Annotated in this window: 20 protein-coding genes; 7 read left to right on the top strand and 13 right to left on the bottom strand. The window is 64.5% G+C overall.

Features of this window, described 5'->3' with window-relative positions:
- Positions 1–161 precede the first annotated feature (161 nt).
- From traF to H4I92_RS09915, 7 genes are all read left to right on the top strand, one after another.
- The gene (gene traF, locus H4I92_RS09945) at positions 162–1,496 is read left to right on the top strand and encodes a conjugal transfer protein TraF (protein WP_077530441.1); all 1,335 of its coding nucleotides are present in this window, start codon (positions 162–164) and stop codon (positions 1,494–1,496) included.
- A gap of 144 nt (positions 1,497–1,640) precedes the next feature.
- Positions 1,641–1,901 (top strand): YkgJ family cysteine cluster protein, encoded by a 261-nt coding sequence (locus H4I92_RS09940; protein WP_077530440.1) that lies wholly within the window; start codon positions 1,641–1,643, stop codon positions 1,899–1,901.
- Positions 1,902–2,092: 191 nt separating this feature from the next.
- Complete coding sequence (locus tag H4I92_RS09935) at positions 2,093–2,845, top strand: aspartate/glutamate racemase family protein (protein ID WP_077530439.1); 753 nt, start codon at positions 2,093–2,095, stop codon at positions 2,843–2,845.
- Between the two features lie 51 nt (positions 2,846–2,896).
- Positions 2,897–3,289, top strand: coding sequence for a nuclear transport factor 2 family protein (locus tag H4I92_RS09930; protein WP_077530438.1), 393 nt, complete (start codon positions 2,897–2,899; stop codon positions 3,287–3,289).
- A 234-nt stretch (positions 3,290–3,523) separates the two neighbouring features.
- The gene (locus H4I92_RS09925; RefSeq protein ID WP_077530437.1) at positions 3,524–5,626 is read left to right on the top strand and encodes an oxidoreductase; all 2,103 of its coding nucleotides are present in this window, start codon (positions 3,524–3,526) and stop codon (positions 5,624–5,626) included.
- Entirely contained in the window at positions 5,623–6,522 is a 900-nt protein-coding gene (locus H4I92_RS09920) for an EamA family transporter (protein ID WP_077530436.1), read from the top strand. The genes H4I92_RS09925 and H4I92_RS09920 overlap by 4 nt, the downstream gene beginning before the upstream one ends.
- Positions 6,519–8,591, top strand: coding sequence for an oxidoreductase (locus H4I92_RS09915; RefSeq protein WP_077530435.1), 2,073 nt, complete (start codon positions 6,519–6,521; stop codon positions 8,589–8,591). Before H4I92_RS09920 ends, H4I92_RS09915 begins: the two co-directional genes overlap by 4 nt.
- 3 nt (positions 8,592–8,594) lie before the next feature.
- Here the strand turns inward: H4I92_RS09915 and H4I92_RS09910 are convergent, their stop codons facing one another.
- The 13 genes from H4I92_RS09910 to H4I92_RS09850 form a co-directional block, all read right to left on the bottom strand.
- On the bottom strand, positions 8,595–10,457 hold the full coding sequence (locus tag H4I92_RS09910; RefSeq protein WP_077530434.1) for a sigma 54-interacting transcriptional regulator: 1,863 nt from the start codon (positions 10,455–10,457) through the stop codon (positions 8,595–8,597).
- Positions 10,458–10,467: 10 nt separating this feature from the next.
- Positions 10,468–11,109 carry a 3-isopropylmalate dehydratase small subunit gene (gene leuD / locus H4I92_RS09905; RefSeq protein ID WP_077530433.1) on the bottom strand — a complete coding sequence of 214 codons (642 nt, stop codon included), beginning with the start codon at positions 11,107–11,109 and terminating at the stop codon, positions 10,468–10,470.
- A gap of 2 nt (positions 11,110–11,111) precedes the next feature.
- On the bottom strand, positions 11,112–12,524 hold the full coding sequence (gene leuC / locus H4I92_RS09900; protein ID WP_077530432.1) for a 3-isopropylmalate dehydratase large subunit: 1,413 nt from the start codon (positions 12,522–12,524) through the stop codon (positions 11,112–11,114).
- Positions 12,524–12,937: an isopropylmalate isomerase gene (locus H4I92_RS09895; protein ID WP_143512655.1), complete on the bottom strand. Its 414-nt coding sequence runs from the start codon at positions 12,935–12,937 to the stop codon at positions 12,524–12,526. The genes leuC and H4I92_RS09895 overlap by 1 nt, the downstream gene beginning before the upstream one ends.
- Positions 12,927–13,526, bottom strand: coding sequence for an isochorismatase family protein (locus H4I92_RS09890; RefSeq protein WP_077530430.1), 600 nt, complete (start codon positions 13,524–13,526; stop codon positions 12,927–12,929). The genes H4I92_RS09895 and H4I92_RS09890 overlap by 11 nt, the downstream gene beginning before the upstream one ends.
- A gap of 2 nt (positions 13,527–13,528) precedes the next feature.
- Positions 13,529–15,397, bottom strand: coding sequence for a hydantoinase B/oxoprolinase family protein (locus H4I92_RS09885; RefSeq protein ID WP_077530429.1), 1,869 nt, complete (start codon positions 15,395–15,397; stop codon positions 13,529–13,531).
- A 5-nt stretch (positions 15,398–15,402) separates the two neighbouring features.
- A complete protein-coding gene (locus H4I92_RS09880) occupies positions 15,403–17,472 on the bottom strand; it encodes a hydantoinase/oxoprolinase family protein (protein ID WP_077530428.1) in 2,070 nt (689 codons plus the stop codon).
- A 73-nt stretch (positions 17,473–17,545) separates the two neighbouring features.
- Complete coding sequence (locus H4I92_RS09875) at positions 17,546–18,811, bottom strand: DUF1329 domain-containing protein (RefSeq protein ID WP_077530427.1); 1,266 nt, start codon at positions 18,809–18,811, stop codon at positions 17,546–17,548.
- Positions 18,812–18,822: 11 nt separating this feature from the next.
- A complete protein-coding gene (locus tag H4I92_RS09870; protein ID WP_077530426.1) occupies positions 18,823–20,502 on the bottom strand; it encodes a DUF1302 family protein in 1,680 nt (559 codons plus the stop codon).
- Between the two features lie 15 nt (positions 20,503–20,517).
- Positions 20,518–22,875 carry an efflux RND transporter permease subunit gene (locus H4I92_RS09865; protein ID WP_218668192.1) on the bottom strand — a complete coding sequence of 786 codons (2,358 nt, stop codon included), beginning with the start codon at positions 22,873–22,875 and terminating at the stop codon, positions 20,518–20,520.
- Positions 22,875–23,861 carry a WD40/YVTN/BNR-like repeat-containing protein gene (locus tag H4I92_RS09860; protein WP_077530424.1) on the bottom strand — a complete coding sequence of 329 codons (987 nt, stop codon included), beginning with the start codon at positions 23,859–23,861 and terminating at the stop codon, positions 22,875–22,877. The genes H4I92_RS09865 and H4I92_RS09860 overlap by 1 nt, the downstream gene beginning before the upstream one ends.
- Positions 23,851–24,795 carry a hydroxymethylglutaryl-CoA lyase gene (locus H4I92_RS09855; protein ID WP_218668191.1) on the bottom strand — a complete coding sequence of 315 codons (945 nt, stop codon included), beginning with the start codon at positions 24,793–24,795 and terminating at the stop codon, positions 23,851–23,853. Before H4I92_RS09855 ends, H4I92_RS09860 begins: the two co-directional genes overlap by 11 nt.
- Entirely contained in the window at positions 24,792–25,988 is a 1,197-nt protein-coding gene (locus H4I92_RS09850; RefSeq protein ID WP_077530423.1) for a CaiB/BaiF CoA transferase family protein, read from the bottom strand. The genes H4I92_RS09855 and H4I92_RS09850 overlap by 4 nt, the downstream gene beginning before the upstream one ends.
- Positions 25,989–26,074 lie beyond the last annotated feature (86 nt).

Here is a 26,074-nt window from a genome sequence, read left to right as displayed (position 1 = left end):
GACCAGAAAAACGAAGGCTCGGGTGATCAGTTTCCGACCACTCTGAAACACGCTGTAAAAAGTCGTTCATGCATGTTGTTTAGAGTGGTGATTCAGGCCGGTTCCGCTATCCTCTTTACCATCGACATTAACCTCCAGTAATCGTGAGAGCAGAGACAACCATGAACGCACTCAAGCGCACCCGAACCACCACCTTCCGCCTTGCCACGGCTGTCGCATTCGCAACCGCAGCCGCCAGCACCCAGGCTGCGCCGCCCCAGTTCAACGACGTGCGCGCCTTCGGCATGGGCGGTACCGGCGTGGCCGCGGCCCGACCCAGCGGTGCCGCCCTGTTCAACCCGTCCCTGCTGGCGGCCGATCACAGTGGCTGGAACGACGGGTTCGCAGTCACGCTGCCTTCCGTGAATGCTCGGTATGCGGAGAATAAGGATGTGGTGGATGAAGTCGACCGGATCCAGGATACGATTGAAGATCTGGAAGCCACCCTTAATAGTCTTAACACGAACACCGCGACCCAATCGGATATCGATGCAGCCCAGAATCAGGCCGGCGAACTGGCCAGCCAACTGCGCGGTATCGATAACGAATTCGTCCGGGGAGATGCGGGCCTTGGCACTCTATTCGCTTTGCCCTCACCCACGCTGGGCGTAAGCCTCCACGCCAACGCCCAGCTCCGCGCCACCGTAGAGAGCCGAATTGACCCAAAAGACCTTGAGGCGCTTGACGAAGTGGCCAATCTCAACAGCCCTCAAGGTGCTACCGACATTGAGAACGCTCTCGACTCACTTTATGATTCCGGCGAAATAACCCCCAAATCCGACGGGCGTGTTCTCGCCTCAGCCGTCGGCGAAATAGGCCTCACCCTGGCACGCTCCTTCGAGATCCAGAGTCAGAGCGTCAACTTCGGCGTCACCCCCAAGCTCGTCCAGATGCGCACCTTCGACTACGCCCAGGGCGTGGATGAGTTTGACGAGGACGACTTCGACGCCTCCGATTACGAGACCGATGACTCCCATATCAACGTTGATATCGGCGCCAGCGCGCAGCTGGGCGCATCCGATCAGTGGCGGGTAGGTGCGTCGGTCCGCAACCTGGTCCCGCAGACCCTTAAAACGGTTGAGGACAATGGACGGCCCGGACAGTACGAGCAGGAAGAAATGAAGCTGGAACCGCTGGTCACCGTGGGTGTGGCCCACACCAGCGGCTGGCACACCCTCACCGCCGATCTGGACCTGACCAAGAACGAAGGCATCGGGCCGGCGGCTGACCAGCAGTGGCTGGCCGTGGGTGGTGAGTTCAACGTCTACGACTGGATCAACCTGCGCGCCGGCGCCCGCCAGAACCTGGCCAGCGACACGGGCGCGGACGGCATCGAGGAGGAAACCCAGTACACAGCCGGTTTTGCCCTCTCGCCGTGGGCCATGCGCATTGAAGCCGGTGCCCTGTTCGGCGGCGAAGAGGTCGGCGGGGCCGTGGAGCTGGGCATGTCCTTCTGACGCTGGAAGGCGTTGAATGCAGGAGCTTGCCCTGCAAGCGATACCCGGAGTAATCGCGAGCAAGGCTCGCTCCTGAACCCTTGTGAAGGCCCCGGCGCACCCTCAGAATACGCCAGCAAACCCAACGCTGGCGTATTCATCCCCATGGCAACAACCGACTCCTTCGAATGCCGCCCAGGCTGCGGCGCCTGCTGTATTGCACCGTCCATCTCATCGCCCATCCCCGGCATGCCCAACGGCAAGCCCGCCGGCACGCCCTGCGTCCAGCTGGACGAGAACTACCACTGCAAACTCTTCGGCGATCCCAGCCGGCCCGCCGTCTGCGCGGCCTTCCAGGCGGAACACAGCGTGTGCGGCGACAGCCGTGAGCAGGCACTGATGATCCTCACCGAACTGGAAGGCTGACCCAGACCAGTCCCAGCCCCTTTTCATTCCGTAAAATCACCCTTTCAGAACGCAACAGAAAGCACCCACGAAGGCATCATAGCCACAACACCAACCGCCTGTTTTAAAAGGCCATAACGCGCGCCAGCGCAACATGGCACAAAGCATGCTGCAGCCTGTCCAGAACAACGCCAAAACAAGGACACTGCATCATGAGCCACCGAATCAAAGTGATCATCCCCATACCGGTGGATGCCGCCGGCGTGGCCGCGCGTCAGGCCCAGTTGCCGCAAGGCATGCTGCCCGAGGGCTACAGCGTCGTATTTGAAGCGGTCAAGGCCGGCGCCGCGCTGGGCGACAGCTACCACGACGCCCTGCTGATGGACGTAAGCGTCACCGAGGCCGCCCTGACCGCCGAGAAGGAAGGCTACAGCGCCGTCTGCATCGACACCATGAGCGACTCCGGGCTCAACGCCCTGCGCTCGTGCCTCAACATTCCCGTGGTGGCACCGGGCGGGTCCAGCTTCTACATGGCCGCGAACCTGGGCAAGAAATTCGGCATCGTCACCATGTGGGACGAATGGTTCCCGCTCTACGACAAGACGCTCACCGAATACCGCATGTGGGACCGCCTGGCCTGCATGCGCTCGATCAAGACACGCCCGGACCTGTCGGAACTGCTCGCCGGCAAGGAGGAAGTGGTGTTCAATAAGCTTCTGGAGGAATCCCAGAAGGCGATCACCGAGGACGGCGCCGACACCATCATCCTGGGCTCGACCACCATGCACCAGTCCCACGCCTTCCTGGCGGAACGGCTCCCGGTGCCTGTGGTGAATCCGGGCCAGGTCGCGTTCAAAACCTGCCAGATGATGCTGGAGCTGGGGCTGACCCACAGCAAGAAGGCCTACCCGGCCCCGGAGAAGCCCAACTTCGAGGTCTACCACCAGATCGTGAAGGGCAGCTGAGGCTGCTCCGCGCCGACCCAGTCAACCACAACACCAAGAGGGAACCGTCCCATGACCCGACTCACACGTGACCAGCTGATCGAAAAGGCGACCATGGACTACTTCGCCAACGTCGACAAAAAGAACATGGATGGCGTGCTCGCCAACTTCCATGACAACGCCACACTGACCGTCCCGACCGACCCCATCGTCCATGAGGGCCGGGAACAGGGCATCCGCCAGATGTTCCAGACCCTATTCGACTCCTACGTCGACATCTGGCACGGCGATTTTGAATGCACCGCGGATGAGGCCACCCAGAGCATCGCCGCCCGTTTCAACGTCTACCTGAAGACGGAGGACGGCTCCGAGATCAAGCTGACCAACTGCAACTTCTGGTACGTCGAGGACGGTAAGTTCTCACGGGTCTTCGTGTTCATGAGCGGCCCCAACGTTCTCAAGTAAGCCAGCATCCTCTCGCGCACCACCCTGCCTCCGATACAGCGATGCGAGCGCTGTCCTTGCGCCGACCTCCGGGTCGGCGCCTTTTTTTCAGGTCTGAAATGCACCGCCTTTCACAATGGTCTGAATGCTCTGGCACCCCTACCCGGAGTCAACCCAGAAACCTGTTTTTAAACGTTTTTATAGGTTGGCCTAGGTATTGCAACTCCTCCCCTGAACCAGACAAAGGGGTCCACCATGAGCACCAACAACAATTCCCACAGCTACCCGAACCTGTTCACACCACTGACCATCGGCAACATCACCATCCGCAACCGCCTGATGCAGACCGCCCACGCCAAGGGCTTCCATGCCGGCGACGGACTGACCAACAACCGTGATATCTACTACCAGGCCGAACGCGCCAAGGGCGGTATCGGCCTGATCGTCACCGGCGCCCGCCATGTCCATCCCAACTCAACCGGCCCGCATCGGACCATGGCCCGGGGCAACCTCAGGGCCATCGTCGAGCGCGACGCCCAGATGACCCAGGCGGTGCACGAGTTCGGCGGCCGGATCGTGGCCCAGCTGATCCACTTCGGCCCCCAGGGGCGCAGTGGCTCCCAGGACGACTACCGGGTTGTCTGGGGCCCCTCCACCATGAAATCCCCCGCCTACAACGAGTGGGCCCGGGAGATGACCAAGGCCGAGATGGACGAGGTCTCCGAAGCTTTTGCCCACACGGCCGTACAATCCAAGGAATCCGGGTTTGACGGGGTCGAGCTGCACTATTCCCACGGCTACCTCCACCAGCAGTTCCTGTCCTATGTCTACAACAAGCGCACCGACGAGTACGGCGGCAGCCGCGAGAACATCGTGCGCTTCCCGATCGAGACCATCGAGCGGGTCCGGGAAGCGGTGGGGCCGGACTTTATGATCGGCATCCGCGTCTCCATGGACGAATGCACCGTGGGCGGCATGCAGGCCGACGAGGCCATCGAGATGACCAAGCTGCTGGTCGCCACCGGCAAGGTCGACTACGTCAGCGCCACCGCCGGCACCTACGCCGCCCACGCCGACCAGATCCCACCCGGGGATTACGCCGAGAACTGGCTGGTCAAGGACGGCGCCCGCATGCGCAAGGCCATCCACGAGGTCAACCCGAACGTGCCCATGTTCATCGTCGGCCACATCGTGGATGCAGACAGCGCCGAGGAACTGGTGGCCAGCGGTGCCACCGACATGGTGGCCATGACCCGCACCCAGATCGCCGACCCCGCCTTCGCCAACAAACTCCAGGAAGGCCGGGAGGATGAGATCAACCACTGCATCCGCTGCAACCAGGGCTGCATCGCACGGCTGATGGTGGGTAATGCCATCTCCTGCGTGGTCAACCCGGCCGCCGGTCGTGAGCAGGCCTTCGGCACGCACACCTTCCAGCCGGCCAGCAAACCCGCCCACTGGCTGGTGGTCGGCGGCGGCCCCGCCGGCATGAAAGCCGCCCTGGTCCTGCAGCAGCGCGGTCACCGGGTCACACTGATCGAGCGCTCGGACAGACTCGGCGGCCAGGTGAACTACGCCGCCCAGCTGCCGCGCCGGGAGAAGTTCGGATTCATACCGCGTGACCTGGAGCGCCAGCTGCGCAAGGCCGGTGTCGAGATCCGACTCAGTACCGACTGGAACGCGGACGAGATCGAGGCCTTCAAAGCGGACGGCGTCATCATCGCCACTGGCTCGGTTCCGCTGAAGACCGGCTTCACGTCTACCCGCCCCGCCGTGGACGAGGTACCGGGCACCACCCAGGCCAACGTGCTCAGCGTTGTGGACGTCCTGGACAATCCCGGCGCCGTTGGCAGGAACGTGGTCCTGTTCGACGAGGACGGCGGCCGCTACGCCCTGGGCGCAGCGGAATTCCTGCTGGATCGGGGCCACGGCGTGCACCTGATCAGCCGCTTCAATGCCCTGGCCCCCAACCTGGCCCTGACACTGGACCTGCCGGTGAACTACCAGCACGTCTTCCGCAAGGGGCTGGACTACACCATCAACTCCTGGGTGCGCTGGATCGACGGCAACCGGACCCAGCTTCTCAACCTGTTCACGGACCAGGACACACAGGTTCTGGAAGCGGACACCTTCGTCATGGCCTGTGGCCACCGTTCGGACAATGCCCTCTACGGCCAGCTCCAGGGCCGGGTCAGCAACCTGCACTGCATCGGCGATGCCCAGCTTCCGCGCCCGCTACAGGATGTAATCTACGAGGGCATGCTGGCTGGCCGGGAAATCCTGGACAGCCCTGACCGGTTCATTGAGCACGGTGCGCTGGAAGGGTTTGATGAAAGCTGGCGCAAGGAACTGCTGTGAGCCCCGCGCACCGGGCCGTGATCCTGGTCATGGCGGCGCTGCCCCCGGCAATCTGGGGCAGCACCTATCTGGTGACCACCGAGCTGCTGCCGCCGGATAAACCGCTTATGGCGGCGGTGCTGCGGATCCTGCCGGTGGGGCTGGTCATCACGCTGATGACCCGCTACCGGCCGGACCGGAGCCAGTGGGGCAAGCTGGCGGTGGTCAGCCTGCTGTGCATGTCGCTGCTGCACTGGCCGCTGTTCGTCGCCGCCTACCGCCTGCCGGGCGGGCTGGCGGCGCTGCTGGTGGCCTCGCAGCCGCTGCTGATCATGATCATGGGCTGGCTGCTGTTCGGTACCCGCACACCACGGCATGTCGCCATTGGCGTATTCGTTGGCCTGAGTGGCGTGGCCATGATCCTGATCGCCCCCAGCCGCCTTGCCTGGGACACGGTCGGCATCGCCGCCGCCCTCCTGGCGGCCTTCTCGATGGCGCTGGGCATCCTGCTGGTCAAGCGCTGGCAGCTGGCCATCCCCACGCTGGCTTTCACCGGCTGGCAGCTGCTGCTGGGCGGGCTCATCCTGCTGCCCTTCGCCCTGGCCTTCGAGCTGCCCTTCCAGCGTCTGGAAACCGGCCACCTCGGCGGCTACCTCTACCTGGCCGTGATCGGCACGCTGCTGCCCTATTTCCTGTGGTATCGGGCCCTGCGCCACCTCGAGCCGGTACTGATTACCGCCTTCCTGTTCTTCAGCCCCCTCTCCGCCATGCTGCTTGGTTACCTGGTGCTCGACCAGGCACTGACCACGGCGCAGATCGCGGGTGCCGTCGCGGTGTTCGCGGGCATCCTGATCAGCCATTACCAGACCGGCGCCGAGCGCCACAACAACAATCTCCACAAGGAGCCATCGGAATGACCCATGCCCAATACCCCCATCTGTTCAAACCCCTGACGATCCGTAACGTGACCCTGCGCAACCGGATCATGCAGTCCGCCCATGCCATGGCCTTCAACACCCGCGACGGCATCACCACGGACCGCGACATCCATTACCACGTGGCCAGAGCGAAAGGCGGCATTGGCCTGATGATCACCGGCAACCGGCTGATCCACCCCACCTCCAACACCTTTACGCGCGGCTATCCCTACGGCTATCGCCAGGAGATGGTGGAGCGCGACCGGGAACTGACCGACGCGGTCCACCGTCATGGCTCGCATATCTTCGCCCAGCTCAACCACTTCGGTGTGATGGGCGAGACCCACGCCATGGACGACTACCGCGTGCTGTGGTCCTCCTCCAACATCAAGTCGCCGGTGTTCGGCGAGATGGCCAAGGCCATGGAGCGCAGCGACATGGACGAGGTGGTCGAGGGCTGGTGCAGGTCCGCCGAATACACTAAAGAAGCCGGTTTCGACGGCGTCGAGGTGCACCTGGCGCACAGCTACCTGCTCCACCAGTTCCTGTCGCCGGTGTTCAACAAGCGCACCGACGAATACGGCGGGGAGCTGGCCAACCGCATGCGCTTCCCGTTGGAGGTGATCCGGGCCGTGCGCAAGCGCGTGGGCAACGACATCGTTGTGGGCATCCGCCTGCCGGTGGATGAACTGGTACCCGGCGGCCTCCAGCCCGAGGACTGGATCGAGATCGCCCGGATCATCGAGGCGGAAGGCCTGATCGACTACGTGATGACCACCGCCGGGGCCTACCAGTCCGCGCCCTACATCATGCCGCCGTACGACGTGCCGGACGCCTGGCTGGTGCCGCCCATTGCCCGCCTGAAAAAGGCCCTGTCACTGCCAGTGTTCGCCGTCTCCGGCATCAGCAATGCCACCGAAGCCGAGCGGATCCTGGCGGATGGCGGTGCCGACATGGTGGCCATGACCCGGGCGCAGATCGCCGATCCGGCGTTCGCGAGCAAGACCGAGGCCGGCCGCGAGGATGAGATCTACCACTGCATCCGCTGCAACCAGGGCTGCGTGGCGCGCCTGTTCCACGGCACCTCCATGACCTGCCAGGTCAACCCGGCCACCGGCCGCGAGGCGGTCTTCGGCCCGGAGACGGTCCAGATGGCCGGGCGCGCCCAGCACTGGGTAGTCATCGGCGGCGGCCCTGCCGGAATGAAAGCCGCCGAGGGGCTGGCCGGGCGCAACCACAAGGTCACCCTGCTGGAACGGAGCAACCAGCTCGGCGGCCAGGTGAACCAGATCGTCCAGCTCCCCCGCCGGGACTCGTTCCAGTGGATCGTGACCGACCTCAAGGCCCAGATCGCCAAACTCGGTGTTGACATCAAGACCGGCCATACCGCGACACTGGATTCCGTGAAGGCCCTGAACCCGGACGGTGTCATCGTCGCCACCGGCTCCACCCCGGACCGCAGCGGCTACAGCGACATCAATCCCATGGTGGCCCGTGTCCCGGGTTCGGACAGCGAGCACGTAATCACCGTGGACGAGGTACTGGGCCAGCCCGGGCGCGTCGGCAAGCGGGTGCTGATCGTGGATGAGCACGGCACACGCTACTCCGCCGGCATTGCCGAGCTGCTGACAGAGCGCGGCCACCAGGTGCACGTGGTCACACGCTGGAATGCGCTCTTCCACAAGCTGGCCACCACGCTGGATCAGCCCGTGGTCTACGCCAACCTGTTCAAGGCGGGCATGACGCACACCCTCAACAGCTGGGTCGGCGCCATCCACGACAAGAGCGTGGACATCTTCAACCTCTACACAGGCGAGACCGAGACACTGGAGGGGATCGATTCAGTGGTGATGGCGGTACGCCACCTGCCCATGGAGGACCTGTACTTCGAGCTGAAAGCGCAACTGGACAACGTCCACCGGGTGGGCGACTGCGTCACGCCACGGATGACGGACCACGCCATTTTCGAGGGCTTTCTCGCCGGGCGGGAGATCTTCGACAACTGGAAGCGCTACATCGAACCGGGCTCGCTGGAGCAGTTCAACCCGGAGCAGATGCAGGCGCTGTAACGCTCACAGGGTCTTCAGGCGGCGCCACAGCGTCGTCTGGCTGATCCCCAGGTACTCGGCGGTGCGGGTCTTGTTACCCCCGAACTGGCCGAGCACCTTCAGGATCTCCTCGCGCTCAACCTGGCGCAGACGCCCTTCCGCAACCACCTCATCGGGCTCGACACAGTCCTCGGGGAACAGCTCCGGCACCAGCCTGGGCAGTGCCTTCTCAAAATCCGCCAGCGACTCGTACAGGGTCACCGACACCAGCAGCCGCTCCAGCATGTTCTCAAGCTGGCGCACGTTGCCGGGCCAGTTGAAGCGCACGAAATACGGCTGCAGCAGGGTGCACAGCGTCTCAATCTCCACATCCACCTTGTACTGCTCATCCAGCTTCTTGAGGAAGTGGTGGCTCAGCGGCTGGATGTCCTCGATGCGCTCGCGCAGTGCCGGCAGGCGCACATTGAAGACGTTCAGGCGGTAGTACAGGTCTTCCCGGAAGCGCCCGGCCCGGACCTCCTCGTAGAGATCGTGGTTGCAGGCAGCCACGAACTTGATGTTCAGCGCCACCGTGGTGCGCGAGCCCACCGGCTTGACCTCGCGTTCCTGCAGTACCCGCAGCAGCTTGGCCTGCTGGGGCAGCGGCAGGGAATTGATCTCGTCCATGAAAAAGGTGCCGTTGTTGGCCGCCTCCAGCAGGCCGGATTTACCGCCGCTGCGGGCATGGGTGAAGGCGCCGTCCGAGTAGCCGAACAGCTCCGCCTCGAACAGTTCGCTGGGAATGGCCGCGCAGTTGATGGCCACGAACGGCCCCTTGCTGTTGGCACTGACCTCGTGGATCTGGCGCGCCGCCAGTTCCTTGCCGGTACCGGTCTCGCCGCGCAGCAGAACAGGCCCCGGCGTGGCCCCGTAGATCGACAGGAAGTGGCTGGCCTCGGTCATCTGCGGCGACTGGAACACCAGGGCGCGCGAGGCCTCATCGCTGGCGCTCTCGCGCCGCACCGGGGAGGCCACAATCGAGTAGAGATGGCCCACGTGATTGCCGTCCACCTCGAACAGGCGCTTGGTCACCCGGCACAGCCGGTCATTGAGCACCATCCCCTCGGCCGCCATTTCCGTATAGCCCTCGAACCGGGGATCCAGGAAGCGTTTCACGCCGCGCCCACGCCTGAGTTTCGGCATGAGTTCAACGGCCCTTTCATTGAACGCCACCGCCCGGTCCATCACATCCGTAACCACCAGCGCCTTGCTCGACTGCCACAACAGGAACTCGATGAAGGCATCGCGCTCGCGCTCCACCTTGTTCCGGCCCGCGGTCTCAACCGCCTGCTCGATCATGGACCGGCATGAGGCCTTGGAATAGAGCAGGGTCCCCGGCAGCCCGGCCTTTTCCGCCAGATCGCACACATAGCTGGAGCCGATGACCACACCGAACTCGCTGAGGTCGGTGCTCAGGAACAGATCCCGGGCCTCTTCCGCGGTGCCGTAGGTCTTGTGCACCACGTCCAGGCCGTTGAAGTAGGAGAGGAATTCGGTCCAGGTGGGCTGGTGCTTGTAGGTCAGCAGCAGGATCCGGTTGCTGATGCCCGAGGCCCGCAGAACGGCATTGATCATGTCCGACTGGCGCACCTCCAGCACCACCACCGGCTTGGGCAGCGTGTCCTTGAGGTAGTGGGCGTTGGCGCCCGCGCTCATGAAGACGTCCACGGCATCGGATTCCACCATCCGCCGCGCCGCGCCCAGGGCATCGTGGAAGATGCTGTCGATGATGGTGATGTCCGCCACATCCCGGTACTCCGGGATCAGCGAATGCACCATCTGGTTGAGCTTGGAATTGCCGATCAGGCAGATCTGGACCCGTCGCGACTCCGAATTGTTGAACTCCACGGCCCGCTCCTCACTCAGTGAACAGCCAGGGCTCGCGCTCCCTGCGGCTGGCCTCAAAGGCTCGTATCGCTTCCGCCCGCTCCAGCGTCAGCCCAATCTCATCCAGCCCCTCAAGCAGCGCCTTGCGGTGGCCGTCCTCCATGTGGAAGGGCCACTCCCCCCGCGCCGGATGGCTCAGCGTCTGGTTTTCCAGATCCACCGTCAGCTCAAAGCCGGGGTGTTCGCGACAGCACTGGAACAGTTCCTCGACCGCCGCCAGCTTGAGGATGACCGGCAACAGCCCGTTGTTGATGCAGTTGTTATAGAAGATCTCGCCAAAACTCGGTGCGATCACCACCCGGATGCCGAACCCCACCAGACCCCAGACCGCGTGCTCACGGCTGGAGCCACAGCCGAAGTTGTCCCGGGCCAGCAGAATGCTGCCTTTGTCATAGGGCGGCTGGTTGAGGATGAACGCCGGGTTCGGACGGCGCCCGGAAATCGGGGTCTCCACATCGCCGGGATCCAGGTAGCGTTCGTCATCGAACAGGAAGTCCCCGAAGCCGGTTTTTTCCAGCATTTTCAGGTACTGCTTGGGCAGGATCGCGTCCGTGTCCACGTTGCGCCGGTCGAACGGGATCACGACCCCGGTATGGGTGCTGAAAGGCTGCATGGTCACAACTCCCTCACATCAGTGATGGCGCCTGTTACCGCAGCGGCGGCCGCCATCACCGGGCTCATCAGGTGGGTACGCCCGCCCTTGCCCTGGCGCCCCTCGAAGTTGCGGTTAGAGGTGGAGGCACAGCGCTCCCCCTCGGAAAGTCGGTCATCGTTCATGCCCAGGCACATGGAGCACCCGGCGGCCCGCCACTCAAAGCCCGCGTCCAGGAAGATCCGGTCCAGGCCCTCGCGCTCCGCCTGCTCGCGCACCTGGCCGGAGCCGGGCACGATCAGGGCCTGATGGATCTGATCGTGCACTTTCCGGCCCTCCACCACGGCGGCCACTGCCCTCAGGTCCTCGATGCGGGCATTGGTGCAGGAGCCGATGAACACCTTATCCAGTTCTATGCCCTCAAGCGGCTGCCCCGGCTCCAGCGCCATGTAATCCAGTGCCCGCCGGTAGCCCTCACGCAGCCCGGGGTCATCGATCGCCTCCAGGCGGGGTATTGATTCACTTATACCACAAACCATCTCCGGGGAGGTGCCCCATGACACCTGGGGTGAAAGCGCCCCGGCATCGAAGTGTTCCTCGCGGTCGAAACGGGCGCCCTCATCGGAGACCAGGTCCCGCCAGACGCCGGTGGCGCGCTGGAACATGTCGCCTTTCGGGGCGTAATGGCGGCCGCGCACGTAATCCTCGGTGACCCGGTCGTAGGCCACCATGCCCGCGCGAGCTCCGGCCTCGATGCTCATGTTGCAGATGGTCATGCGCCCTTCCATGCTCAGCGCGCGGATGGCCGAACCGGCGTATTCAATGGCGTAGCCGGTGCCCCCGGCGGTACCGATGCGCCCGATCATGGCCATGACCAGGTCCTTGGGCGTCACCCAGGGGGAAAGCTGCCCGTCGAAGATCACGCGCATGTTCTTCTGGCGGCGCATTTTCAGGGTCTGGGTGGCCAGCACATGCTCCACGTCGCTGGTGCCGATGCCCATGGCCAGCGTCGCAAAGGCCCCGTGGGTGGCGGTGTGCGAGTCGCCGCAGACAATGGTCATGCCCGGCAGGGTCAGCCCCTGCTCCGGGCCGATCACGTGCACGATCCCCTGGCGGGCATCGTCCAGCGCAAACAGCGGGATACTGAATTCCTCGCAGTTGTCCGTCAGCCGCTGGACCTGGCGGCGCGCCACCAGGTCCGCGATGCCCGCCACCCCGGCCTCGCGGCCGCGGGTGGGCACCGCATGGTCGGGCACGGCAATGCTGGCACCGGTGCGCCAGACCGGCCGGTGCTGCATGCGCAGCCCCGAGAAGGCCTGGGGCGAGGTGACTTCGTGCAGAAGCTGGCGGTCGATGTAGATCAGCGAGCTGCCGTCCGGCAGATCATCGACTTGGTGATTCTCCCAGAGCTTGTCGTAAAGGGTTCTTGCCATCATCACTCATCCTCCACCTTCGACCACTCGAACCACTGGAACACCTCGGGCCCGTCACTGCGGTCGAGCCGGTAGCCACACCAGCTGTCCAGCTTCCCCGCATCCAGGGGTTCGATGATGCAGTGGGGTCGGGTGCAGTCAGCGCGCTCCAGGCCATTGGCCGCGAGAATGGAACGGCTGCTCTCCAGCCGCTCCAGGCCCTGCTGCGTCAGCGCCTGTTCATCGTCACTGAGCCCCTGGACGTGGGTCTCGAACCCCGCCACATAGGCCGCGCGATAGTCGGCACAGGCCGCCGGCTCACGCGCCAGCGAGTCCTCCAGCTCCGCCTTCAGCGGATCCTCACCGATGCCCGGAAGCGCACCACAGCCGGCCAGCGCCAGTACCGCCACGGGCAACGCCGCCCGGCTAATCATCACCGGCCAGCAGCGCCAGTGTCTGTTCCACTGAAAGCACGTCCACATACTTGATCCCCAGGTCCTTGAGGTTGGCGTCATGGGCCTCGCTGTCGCGATCCCCCACGGCATCGAGCACAACAATCGTGCGGTACTCGTTCTGCAGGCTGTCCAGGGCCGTGGCGCGCACACAGCCGCTGGTGGTCATGCCCGTAACCACCACGCCATCCACGTCCGCCTGTTTCAGGAACTCGTTCAGGTCGGTGCCGAAGAAGCCACTGGGCCAGTGCTTGATGATCACCGGCTCGTTGTCACGGGGCGCCACCCGGGGGTCAATCGCCTCCATGCCCGAGCCCAGCGCCAGGACCTCCAGCGACGGCAGTTTCTCCCGGAAGACCCGGGCCTGGTCGGGCTCGCTGTAGGCCACGGTGGTGTAGAACACCGGCAGGCCCTGTTCCCGGAAGTACGCCAGCAGCCGCTGGTTGGCCGCCACCACGGCGGCCGATTCGGTGCCCAGGGGGCTGTTCACGGGGTCGGTGAACCCCACGCTCATGTCCACCAGCACCAGCGCGTAGCGCCCGGCCCGGGACAGTGTTCGGGATGTCAGACTCATGATCAGGCTCCCTGCTTGTCCCAGGTCGGAGTGTCCGGTGCCGGCAGGCCCGTCTCATCAAGGCAGCGCGCCTTGATCTCGGCGATGGTGCCGCCCCGGTTGAACAGCTCGGTGGTATCCCGGCCCGGCGCCATCTCGGCCCGGAGGCTTTCGGTGGCGGCGGCATCGATCACGCCCTTCCCATCAAGCACCACCCCGTAACGGCCGGCGCCGTCCACGCTCACCAGCCCACGCTTGACGTCGGTGGCAACGGCCTCGGGATCACGCTCCAGCGGGTTGCCCCAGCCACCGCCGCCCCAGGTGTCGAACAGCAGCAGATCGTCCTTGCGGACCTTCACGTGGTCGCACTTGGAGGGCAGGATCTGCTCGGAACCGTCCGCCCGCAGCAGCGTCTTGCGGCTGCGCATGCCCGGATCACCGCCGTTGACGCCCCATGGGTAGGTGAGCCAACGGTCGTCGTGGATGGAGACCTCGCCGTTGGCCAGCAGGCGGTAACCCACGCGGATGCCGTTGCCGCCGCGATGTATACCCGCACCGCCGGAATCGGTGATGGTCTCGTAGGTCTCGATCCGGATCGGGAAATACGCCTCCACGAACTCGTTGGGCACGTTGGTGAAGCCCGGCCACAGCGAGTGGCCATCCGGGCCGTCACCGAGCGGGCGCCCGGGAATGCCCCCGAAGCCGATCTGGAACAGCTGGAACCATTCCTCGTTGTCGTCGTAGCCCGAGTACATGAAGTGCGGTGAGTCCGAGAAGCCGGCCGCGTTCATGGCATCCGGCGAACCCTGGCCCAGCAGGCCGCTCATCACATCGAACAGCCGCCCCAGCAGGTGGGTCCGGCACGACAGCGCCGCAGGGAAGTTGGGCTTGAGGATCGAGCCCTGAGGAATGCGCACCTCCACCAGGTCGTAGAAGCCGTCGTTGAACAGGATCGACGGATCGAACAGGTTGATGGTGAAGGCCCCGAAGAACATCTTGAACATCTCCTCGTTGAGGTAGAAGTTCACGGACGACGGCGCCTGCGGGTCGGTCCCCTCGAAGTCGAAGATGGCCTTGTCGCCCTCGCGCCACAGGGTGCAGCGCATGGTGTAGGGCCCCAGTCCGGCGCCGTCATCACAGATGTAGTCCTCGAACGAGCGCTTGCTCTCGGGTACCACGTTGCGGATGATCTCGCGCATGGCCACGTAGTTGCGCTCCAGCATCTCGCCCAGCGCGCTGGTGAAGATGTCGTCACCGAAGCGCTCCGCCAGCTCGATGCAGCGCCGTGCCGCCGTGCGGCAGGCGGCCACAATGGCGTTGAAGTCGGACTGGTCCCAGCTGGGTACGCGCACGTTGTGCAGGATGATGTCCAGCGCGTCCTCGTTAAGCACGCCACCGCGGTAGATCTTCATCGGCGGGATCCGGATGCCTTCCTCGAAAATGCTGGTGGCATCGGTGGGCAGGCTGCCCGGCACCTTGCCGCCAACATCCGACATGTGCCCGAACATGGCCGCCCAGTTGATCAGCCGCCCGTCCTTGAACACCGGCACCAGGATCAGCCAGTCCGGCAGGTGGCTGACCGCGCCGTCGCAGGCGTAGGGGTCGTTGGTGAGGAAGACGTCGCCTTCGTTGATGTCGCCGTTATAGGAATTGACGAAGCCGGAGATGAAGGAGCCGAACTGGCCCACCACCATCTTGCCCTCGTGGTTGGCGATCATCGGGAAGGCGTCGCCCTGCTCCCGGATGCCCGGGGACATGGCCGTGCGCATCAGCACCGCGTCCATCTCCTTGCGGGCGTTGGACATGGCGTTCTCGATGATATCGAGGGTGACCAGGTCCACATCGACCCGCTTCAGCGGCGTCTCATTGGTTTCAATCAGTGTGGCTGGCATCGCAGTTACTCCTTACCCGGACTGGCAGGCTCGATCAGAAGGTTCCCGACCCTGTCCACGGTGGCGTGGTAACCGGGCAGGATGACGGTGGTGGAGTCCATCTCCATGACAATGGCTGGCCCCGCCACCACATGGCCCGGACTCAGTTGGTCGCGGTTGTACAGCGTGGCGTTGTAGTCCCGGCCCTCGTAGTAGATCGGGCTCTCACCGACGATGGCGACCTCCGAGCTGGTCTCGCTGACCGCCCACTGGCGCTCGCGGATGTTCGGGCGCGGTGCCCTGGCGGTGGCGCGCAGGTTCACAAGCTCGTGCTCCTCATCCAGCGAGAAGCTGAACAGCTGCAGGTGCTCGGCATCGAAGGCGCGGCGGAGCACGTCCAGGCCCTCGCCACGCAGGGTCTCCGGCTCCACCACCTGGGTCAGCAGCAGCGCCTGGCCCTGGTAGCGCACATCCGCCTCCCAGGTCACCACCTGCTGGTCCCGTGGAATGTCCTGGTCGGCAAGGGAGTCGTTCACCTGCTGGGTCAGCTGGTCCAGGGTCGCGACCACGTCGTCTTTCGTCAGGCCTGAGAAGCCCCTGACCAGTGAGCGCGAGGCTTCGTCCTTGACCCGGGTGGTGGCATCGCCGTAGGCACAGAGCACCCCCGGCGAGGGCGGGATGATCACCGGCCAGGCGTCCATGAGGATGCCCAGGGCGTTGGCGTGCAGCGGGCCGGCACCACCGAAGCCGCAGAGGGCGAAGTCCCGGGGGTCATAGCCCTGCTCCACGGAGATCAGGCGCAGCGCGCCGAACATGTGCTCGTTGGCAATGCGCACGATGCCCTCGGCGGCATCCTTGATCGACAGGTCCATGGCATCCGCCACTTTCTGGACGGCCTTCTCCGCCAGATCCTTGCGCAGGGCCATGTTGCCGCCCAGCTTCTGGTCGGCGGGCAGGTAGCCCAGCACCACGTCCGCGTCGGTCACCGTCGGGGCCTCACCGCCCTGGCCGTAGGCCGCCGGGCCCGGCGTGGCGCCGGCGCTGTCCGGGCCCACGCGCAGGGCCTTGGTCAGCTCCGGCACAAAGGCAATGGAACCGCCACCAGCACCAACCGTGCGCACGTCCACCGAGGGTGCGCGCACCGCCACATCCCCCACCTGGGTCTCGCGACGCAGGCGGGCGCTGCTGTTCTCAATCAGGGCCACGTCTGTGGACGTTCCCCCCACATCAAAGGTCAGAACCCGGTCGAAACCGCCGCGCGAACAAAACCAGATGGCCCCGGCCACGCCCCCGGCAGGCCCGGACAGAAGCAGGTTGACCGGCGTTGCCGCCGCCGCTTCACTCGCCGCCAGACCGCCGTCCGAGCGCAGGATCGACAGGTGCACGTCATCGGCCAGCCGGTGGGCGATTTCCTTTTCCAGGTGAGAGAGGTAGCTCGAGACTTCCGGGTGCACAAAGCTATTCACCACCGTGGTCTCGGTGCGCTCGTACTCCTGCATCTCGGGCACCACCCGCGAGGAAAGCGACACCGGAATGTCCGGCATCACTTCCGCCGCGATCTCGCCGATGCGGCGCTCGTGCTCGCCATTGGCGTAGGCGTTGATGAGGCAGACGGTGACCGCCTCAACCCCGGCTTCCTTCAGCGCCTGGAGCTTGCCACGGATGTCGTTGTCATCCAGCGGCGTGACCACATCCCCTTTGGCGCCGATGCGCTCATGGGCCTCCACCGTGTCCTCCAGCGAGGCCAGCAGGGGCTGCTTATTGAAGATCACCCAGCCGCCGATGCCGCCCGGCACGTAGGAACGCGCGATGTGCAGGACCTGGCGGTAGCCCCGGGTCGTCACCAACCCCACCCGCGCGCCCTTCTGCGTCAGGATGGCGTTGGTGGCCACGGTCGTGCCGTGCATCACCGAGGTGATGTCCTGTGGCTTGACCCCGGACGTGCGGCAGATCTGCTCAATGCCGTTGAGCACCCCCTGGGAGGAGTCACTCGGCGTTGAGGGCACCTTGCAGGTGAACGCCTCGCCGGTGGCATCGTTGATCAGGAGCAGGTCCGTGAACGTACCCCCGACATCCACACCCAATCTGAAGCTCATAGATGCTCTCCTACAGACGATTGGTGGCAACGGGCGGCGCCCGCCCGTTGCTCTGTTGTTGAAAGGCGAGGCATCAGCGTTCCGCCGCCCGTTCGAGCTCACGCAGACTGATGTCTTCAGGACCGGTTCCGGGCGTGTTCAGGCGCACATCCGGGTGCAGGATGAAGATGGTCGCGTGGCGACGCTGGTAGTCGATGGTGAAGCCGGCGGCCGAGACAATCCCGCGATCCCCGTCCTCGGTGGGCACGGTCTTGAGGTTGTAGTTCATCCACTTCCAGAACTCGCCCTTGCGGTCATAGACGTCCGCCATGTAGAAGCGGGGGAACTCGGTGTCCATGTACATGACCTTCTTGCTGTAGGGGTGCTCCGGCGGCGCGGTGGCCTCGATCACCCAGACGTCACGCGGCTCCCACTCGTCCTGGGGGTTCCAGTGCGGGGCGTCGTCCAGGTCGATGATCGGGAACTCCTCCGGGCCGCTGGCGTCCAGGTTCCAGGAACGGTTCTGGCTGTGGGCGACGGCCAGGATGGTGCGCTTGCCCAGCAGCTTGTACTCCGGGTACCAGGTCGGGTGGGCGTTGAAGATCTCGATGTCGTCGTTGAGCTGGTCGGTACCGCCGATCGGGTCCATCCAGGTCCCGCCGGACAGCCGCCGGGTCCGGCGCACGGTTTTCAGGTAAGCCCAGCTGTCATCCAGCTGCGGGCCGTCGTAGCGGATGGTGAACAGGCCCAGGCCGCGGATGTCGTTCGGGTAGGTGGCGTAGAGCAGCTGCTTGAACAGCACATCCTCATCGCCCACCTCGGTCTCTTCCTCGCCCAGGCGCCCCTTGGTGTAGAAGCGCTTGAACACCCATTCCTGGCGGCGTTCCAGCCCATCCTCGTCATCCACGAACAGGTAGGCGAACTTCGGGTAGTCCTGGAAGTTCTTGGTGGGCTGGGCCACGTGGTGGTTCCACACCAGTTTCTCCGCCGCGTGCGGCGTGTCCTCGGTCACATCCGGGAACGGCATGCCCGCCACCCAGCCTTCCATCAGCCGGGTCTCGGGGTCGAAGGTGGCCTGGTCCGAATACTTCTCGGTGGCCGCCATGTAATCCTCGCCCAGTTTGACGGGCTCGGATTCCTTGAGGGTGATCACCAGCCCCTCCTCCTGGATCAGGCGCTGCTGTACATCGGTCAGCAGCGACTCAATGGTGTTGCCCTCGAAGGTATCCTGGAGGCGCTGCTCCAGGTTGTCCGCGCTGAGTTTGTCCCCCGGGGAAAGCGCCGCCGCCAGGGCCCCGCTGGAACCGGCCGCCATGGCCAGCGCCAGAGTCATCTTTCGGATTGTGGGTTGGATGGTCATTGTTGTTCTCCTCAGAATTGGTAGGTCAGGCGGGCCATGAGCTGGTCATTGCCTGAGAAGTACCCGAACAGGTTGGTGTCGTTGAAACCCTGCAGTGGGCGGTCCTGGTCGGTCTCGTGGAAGAAGAAGTTCCCCTCGAGACGAATACGGATGTGGTCCCCCTGTACCAGTTCAACAGCCGGTATGATCACGCCACCGCCATAGGTCAGGTCGGAGACCGCGGCCAGTGACGGATTCACCGTGTCGTTGGCGTAGTTCGCCGAAAGCACGGCGGTCAGGATGGAACTGAACTCTTCGGTCTTGCCGCCGAAACCAGCGGTGTTGATCAGCTGGTCGCTGCCTTCGTAATCCGTGATCCAGTTGTTGAAGATCTGGATACTGGCGAACGACGGGCGGCTGGTGCCGATCAGGTCGGTGAGGTCCAGCTGCTTGTCGATGCGGAACATCGATCGGAAGAGGTTCTTCTCCTTAATACCACAGAACCCGGGGAAAAACCCGCACGCCTCGCCGGTCGGGGCAGCACCGTTGCTTTCCACACCGAAGTTGTACGGCGCGTCCGGGATGTAGGCCAGCTCCGTGCTGAACACCACATCCAGTGCCGGGAAATAATTGTTCGCCGTTACGCCGAACACATCGATGGTCGGGAAGATGAACTCACCAGCCCAGCCGGGGTCTCCCTGATAGACGCCCTCGTACGGTCCAGTGCTGAGCTGGGGCGCGGTGTTGTTCAGGGCCGGGTTCGGGTTGGCCACCGGATTCGGGTTGGGCCCATGGAACCAGGCCAGCGAGTAGCCCCAGTCACCCAGGGTACTGCTCCAGCGCAGGCCGTAGGCGCCGTCTTCCACATCCGCCTCGGGGTGCTCGTAGTTGTAGCGCACACCGGCCCCGAAAGGCGCGGACTGGAACTGGACACCCCGATTGGGCTGGTTCGCCCAGCGTCCGCCCTCAACGTCATAACTGTTGCCGAAATCATCCTTATCATTGAGCTTGCCGGGAATGTAGATCGCCTGCAGGCCGCCATCGCCGATGCGCTGGCGGATATTCACCATGTTCAGTGGCTTGCGCAGTTCCTCATTCTCAGGCTCGAGGAAGGACCGCCAACGGAAGTCGTAACCGTGGATCACGTCCATCAGCTGAAAGAAGTCCGTCTCGCCCCAGACCACCTGCTGGCGGCCAAGCTTGAGCTCCGTGCTGTCGGTCAGCTCCGTCTGGACCCAGGCCTCGCGGATCTGTTCATCGTCATAGACGTCGCGCCTGAGATCCCGGTACGCCTCGCTCTCCGGGCCCGTGCGTGCCCATTCATCCGCCACCCGCTGCATGTCGCGCATGTACTCGGTGTTCACCTCGCGCGACATTCGGCCGGAGAGCTTGACCCGGGTGCCGTCGTCGAACTCTCGGAACAGGTTCAGCTTGCCCACGGTGCGCAGCATGGAGAGGTCGTACTTGTAGTCATCCTCCTGCTGCCCATCAAAGGTATTGGGGCCGGGGCCGATCAGCGTCGGGTTCTCCAGGTTCATGCCCACGTACTGGCGCAGGTAGCCGTTGATTTCCCAGTCCTTGAGCAGCCAGTTCTGTTCCTGGGCGTGGACGGTAGTGGTGGCCCCGGCCGAGGCTGCCATGACCGCTCCCGCCAGCAGCAGACGCCCCGGGACACCGTTCCGGACAAAGCCGTCTTTATTGTGTGTAGTCATCTTGTTTACCCGTTGTCAGTTTGAGGAAGGAGCGGGCTGGCCGAAGATGAACCTCGGGCGCAGCACCCTTACCAGGGAGGGCATGACGAACAGCGACGTGAACGCTGAAACGAGCAGCCACAACCCGATCAGCAGCCCCATCTCCGCCTGGAAACGCAGAGAGGAGAAGGACCACAGAAGCACACCGGCGGCGAGGGTGACTGACGTCAGCAGCACCCCGCGTCCGGCGGAATAGAGGGACTGGCGGATGGCCTCGACGGCATCACCGTCGGGTTCCTTCTCGAGGTACTCCTTCACGGAGTCCACGATGTAGAAGGCGTAATCCACCCCGAGACCGATGCCCAGCGCGACCACCGGCAGGGTGCTGATGCTCATGCCGATGCCCTGCCAGGCCATGAAGGCGAAGGTCACCACGTTGGAGATCAGCACCGGCACCATGAAGAAGATGCCGCTGGCCGAGGAGCGATAGACCACCAGGCAGGAAATGATCACCACCAGCAGGGCCAGGGCGATGGCCTCGACCTGGTCGCGCAGCAACACCTCGTTGACCGCCGCGATGATCCCCAGCGATCCGCCGGCCATGCGCACATCCACGCCGTCCAGCGGGTTCTCGTTGATGAAGCGGTTGATCTGATGCGTGGCCTGGCGCAGGGTCTCGCCCTGGCGGTCCTGCAGGAACATGATCACCGAGCCGTTGCGGAACATGGGGTCGGCGTACTGGGCCAGGTCATCCGGCGCCGCGCCCTGCATGTAGAAGCTGATCAGCTCACCGTTCTCGATCTGGGCGTTGCCCAGCTCTCGGTAGCGCGGGTTGCCCTCGTAGAGGTTGCGCCGCACATCCACCACGATGTCCGCCAGCGACAGGCTGCCGCCGACCTGCGGCATGCGCTCCATCCGGCGCTGGAACCGCTGCATCCAGTCGAGCACGTCCGGGCGCTTGAGCACGTCGTTCTCGTCCCCGGAGAGCACGATGAACATCTGCTCGGTGCCCGGGTAGTTCTCATTGATCAGGGCACTGTCCCGGTTGAAGGACGAATCCTCCCAGAGGATCGGGGAGCCCGGGGTGGCATCGCCGATGGTCAGGTCCGTGGCCTTGAACACCAGCAGGCCCACGGCGATGGCGGTCACCGGCAGCACCACGTAACGCCCGCGGCCTTCCACCACTTTCACGGCCAGGGTCAGCACCGCTGTCAGCAGAAAGCGCAGGTTCAGCGGGTGGGCGTTGCGCAGCGGCGCCTTCACCCAGCTCAGCAGCACCGGGGTCAGGATCACGGCGGAGAAGCCAATGGTCAGCACCCAGATGGCGCCGATGATGGAGACCTTCTGCAGCAGCGGGATGGGCGTGAGCACCACACAGAGGATGGCGCCGGCGTCCGAGACCAGCCCCAGCAGCCCGGGCCGGAACAGCTCCTTCATGGTCATCTCCGCCGCCTTTTTCGGCTGGATGCCCTCGCCGTCGCACAGGTCGTCAAAACGGGTGATCAGCTGCACCGCGTGACTGAAACAGCGCGCGGTGATGATGAACGCCACCACGATCACCAGCGGATCGAAGTTGAAGCCCAGCAACACCCCGATGCCCAGCGCCCAGATGGTGGAGACCACGCCACTGACCAGCGGCAGCAGGGTTCCGCGCCAGGTGCGGTTGAGCAGGAACAGCGCCAGCAGCATGGCCCCGAGCGAGGCCAGCGCGATGTTCACGGTCTCGCCCAGGTAATGGTTCACCCAGCCGTAGAGCACCGGCTGACCCACAAGGTGATGGTTCACCTGGTTCTTCACCGGCGACTCGTCCAGGATCGACTGGATCTGGGGGAAGATCTTGCTGTAATCGACCAGGTTGTCGTAGAAGTCCACCTGGATCAGGGTCGAGTCCTGGCTATTGGAGACGTAGATGCCGTAGACCATGGGGTTGTTGAGCACCGCCTCGCGCAGTGTCTCAACGCCCTCGCGGGTCTCCGGCACATCCGGCCACATCAGCGGCACACTCTCGATGCCCCGGGAGGAGGCGTTGACCGACTTGAGCTTGCGCGAGGCCAGGGAGGTGATCTGGAAGGGGTTCACGCCGCTGACCTTGGCCAGCTCCTGGGTGATGCGCTGGACCTCCTTGAGGATGGAACGGCGGAAGATGCTGCCCTCCTCGGCGGCTACCATGATCGAGACCTTGTTCGAGCCCCCGAAGGTCTCCTTGTACTCCTCGTGCACGTCCACGTAGGGGTGGCCCTGGGGCACCATGTCACTGAACTCGGTGTAGACCTCCAGGCGGGTGAGCAGCGCGGCCATGGCGATCGTGGAGATCACGATCAGGGCGGTCACCGGCTTGCGATGGCGGATACAGAATTCGGACAGAGCCTGGGCGAAACGACTGAGCGACATCATCAGTTCTCCTCTACCGGCCAGGTGTTCCAGGTGGAGGCACGCAGAAGGCCAATGGTCTGGCCGGCGATCACGGTGCCGCGTTCAGTGGTGTTCAGGCGGGTGTGGTAGCCGCTGCCAAAGCCCTCGGGGCGCAGCTTCTCCCAGTCCTCGCCGTTGCCGGAGGCGATCACGGCACCGGAGTTGCCCACGGCCAGCCAGCGCTCACCGTCAAAGCCCACGTCGTAGAGGTGCTCGGAGGTGACCGACTCGAGGGACTGCCAGCCACTGTCGGCGCCAGAGCGGTGGAGCATGGCGCCGTTGTTGCCGACCACCACGCCTGTACCGTCGCCGGCGAAGGCCACCGAGCGCAGGCTTTCGGAGCCGAAGTTGCGGGTCTTCCAGCTCTCGCCGTTGTCCGTCGAGTGGATCAGGTCCCCGAACTCGGCGGTGATCCAGAGGGTGCCGTCCGCATCGGTCTCGATGTCGTTCAGGCCGATGTCCTTATCCAGGCCCAGGGACTGCCAGTTGCGGCCCCCATCGTCGCTGCGGAAGATCGCGCCCATCTCACCGACCACCCAGAGGGCGCCGTTGAGCCAGGCCGCATCCACCATCTTGCCGGCACGCTCGGAGACCGGCAGACGCTGGGAGGTCCATTCCTCCCCACCGGCACGCCGGATGAAGACCGCCCCCTCGTTACCCACGGCGACCACGGTGTTCTCGGGCGTCACGGCCACACCCTGGAGGTTGATCGGCTCCGGCATGGCGTGGCGTTCCCAGCCCTCCGGCTCGCGGGTGCCTTCCAGCACGGTGCCCGCGTTGCCCACGAACCAGAAGCGTTCGCCGTTGGCACTGGCCACGTCGTAGAAGATATCCCGTGGCTCGGTCAGCGGCTGAGGCAGGGGCAGCGGTTCCACCGTTGGGTGGATGAAGGCCGCGGCGTAGCCAAGGCTGGCGACAACGGCCCAGGGGGCGATCTGGGCGACGAATCCGAAGACCTTAGCAACCATTGGGTTCACCTCCCTGCTGGCCATCGTGCTGGCGGGCAAGCCACTGGAAGCTCTTGCCTCCGAGCTCCGTTCCAGTCAGCGCCTGGGCGTGGCGGACCACCGGCACCAGCGCCAGCGGATCAATGCCGGTGTCGTAGCCCATGGCATCGAGCATCAGTGCCACGTCCTCGGTGGCCACATTGCCGGTGGCCCCCGGTGAGAACGGGCAGCCACCGAGGCCACCGATGGAGGCGTCGAACTCGCGGACCCCGTAGTTGAGCGAGGCGAGCACATTGGCCAGGGCCATGCCGCGGGTGTCGTGGAAATGGCATGCGATCCGGCTGACCGGCACCACAGCGCCAACAGCCTCAAGCACTGCCTGGACCCCTTTCGGGTTGGCAGCACCGATGGTGTCGGCGATGATGATCTTTTGCGCGCCGGCCGCCGTCATGCGATCGGCGTAATGGCGGACCACCTCCGGGTTGACCGGCCCCTCGAAGGGGCATTCAAAGGCCACGGCCAGATAGGCCTGGGCCGCAACGCCCTCGGCACTGGCGCGCTCGAGGATCCCCTCAAAGTCGGTGGCGGATTCATCCACAGTGCGGCGGATGTTCTCGTAGTTCATGGTCTCGGTGACCGAGAGCACCACGTTCACCACGCGCGCCCCGGCGGCCACGGCCAGTTCATAGCCCTTCATGTTCGGCACCAGGGCGGCGTAGCGCACCTGATCCTTTGCGGGCAGACCGTGGAAGACCTCATCCGTGCCGGCCATCTGCGGCACGGCCTTGGGCGAGACAAAACTGCCCGCCTCCACGTGGCGCAGACCGGCGCCAACCAGGCGCTCGATCAGGTCCAGGCGCTGCCCCGGCGACAGGGTCTTGCCCTGGCTCTGGAGCCCGTCGCGGGGGCCTACCTCGTTAATGGTCACTGAATCGCTTACTGCCGGCACCATCATCCAACGATCCCCTTATCCAGAAGTGAGCGGATCCGGTCCGCGCTGTAGCCCAGCTTCTCCAGCACCTCACTGGTGTGCTGGCCCAGCAGCGGCGGCGGTGTGTAGGAATCGGGGTCGTCAATGGAGAGCTTGATGGGATTGCCCGGCGCGCGGACGGTGCCGCCATCCGGCTGGGGAATGTCCACCACCATGTTGCGGAACAGCACCTGCGGGTCGTTCAGGGCATCGGAAAGGCTGTTCACTGGGGCACAGGGAATGCGGGCGCCGGAGAGCAGCTCCACCCAGTGCGCCGTGGATTCGGTGCGCAGCAGCTCGGTGAGGATGCCGTTGATGCGGTGCTTGTCCGCAAAACGCCCGGGCTGGGTGCGGTATTCCGGGTCGCGCAGTTCATCGATGTCGAGCAGCTCCACCAGGTTGTCCCAGAAGCTGTCGAAGATCACCGCGATGATCACGAAGCCATCGCTGGTGCGGAAGGCGTCGTAGGGCACGTGCACGAAGTGGCTGTTGCCAATGGGCGAGGGGTTCTCGCCGGAGAGGAAATACATGGTGGCCATGTAGTTGAGCATGCTGACCTGGCAGTCGAGCATGGAGATGTCCACGTGCTGGCCGTAGCCATGGGTAGTGCGCGAGTGCAGGGCCGAGAGGATGCCCATGACCGCGAACATGCCACCGCCCAGGTCGCCGATGGGAATGCCCGCGCGCGCCGGATGCTCGGCGTCATGGCCGGTGATCGACATGCCACCGCCGATGCCCTGCACCACCTGGTCGAAGGCCGGGCGCTGGTAGTTCGGCCCGTCCTCGCCGAAGCCGGTGACCGAGCAGGTGATGATCTGCGGGTTGATCTCCGCCAGGTGCTCGTGGTCGATCTTCAGCTTGGTGGGGACGCCGGCGGAGAAGTTGTCCAGCACCACGTCCGCATCGCGCACCAGGTCATAGAAGATGGCCAGGCCATCCTCGCTCTTGAGGTCGATGCACACGCTTTTCTTGTTGCGGTTGAGGGTTATGAAGTACGCCCCCTGCCCGCCGTGGGAGAACTTGGGATTACCGGCAAGCAGCGAGCGGGTGCCCTCCCCCTTGAGCGGCTCAACCTTGATCGACTCCGCTCCGAGGTCCGCCAGCAGCATGCCGGCGTAGGGTCCGGAGAGCATGTGCGTCAGATCAATGATCCGCACATCTTCGAGTGGTTTGGTCATGGCTGGTCAGCGCCTTGTTGTTGTCCGGGAACGCAGGAGGCTCCACCTCCTGCACGTTCAATCTCTGGTTCAGCTCTGCCTGAGTT

The sequence above is a fragment of the Vreelandella halophila genome (genome assembly GCF_019903425.1).
Taxonomy (GTDB): domain Bacteria; phylum Pseudomonadota; class Gammaproteobacteria; order Pseudomonadales; family Oleiphilaceae; genus Halospina; species Halospina halophila.
This window is presented reverse-complemented; position numbering and strand designations above follow the sequence as displayed.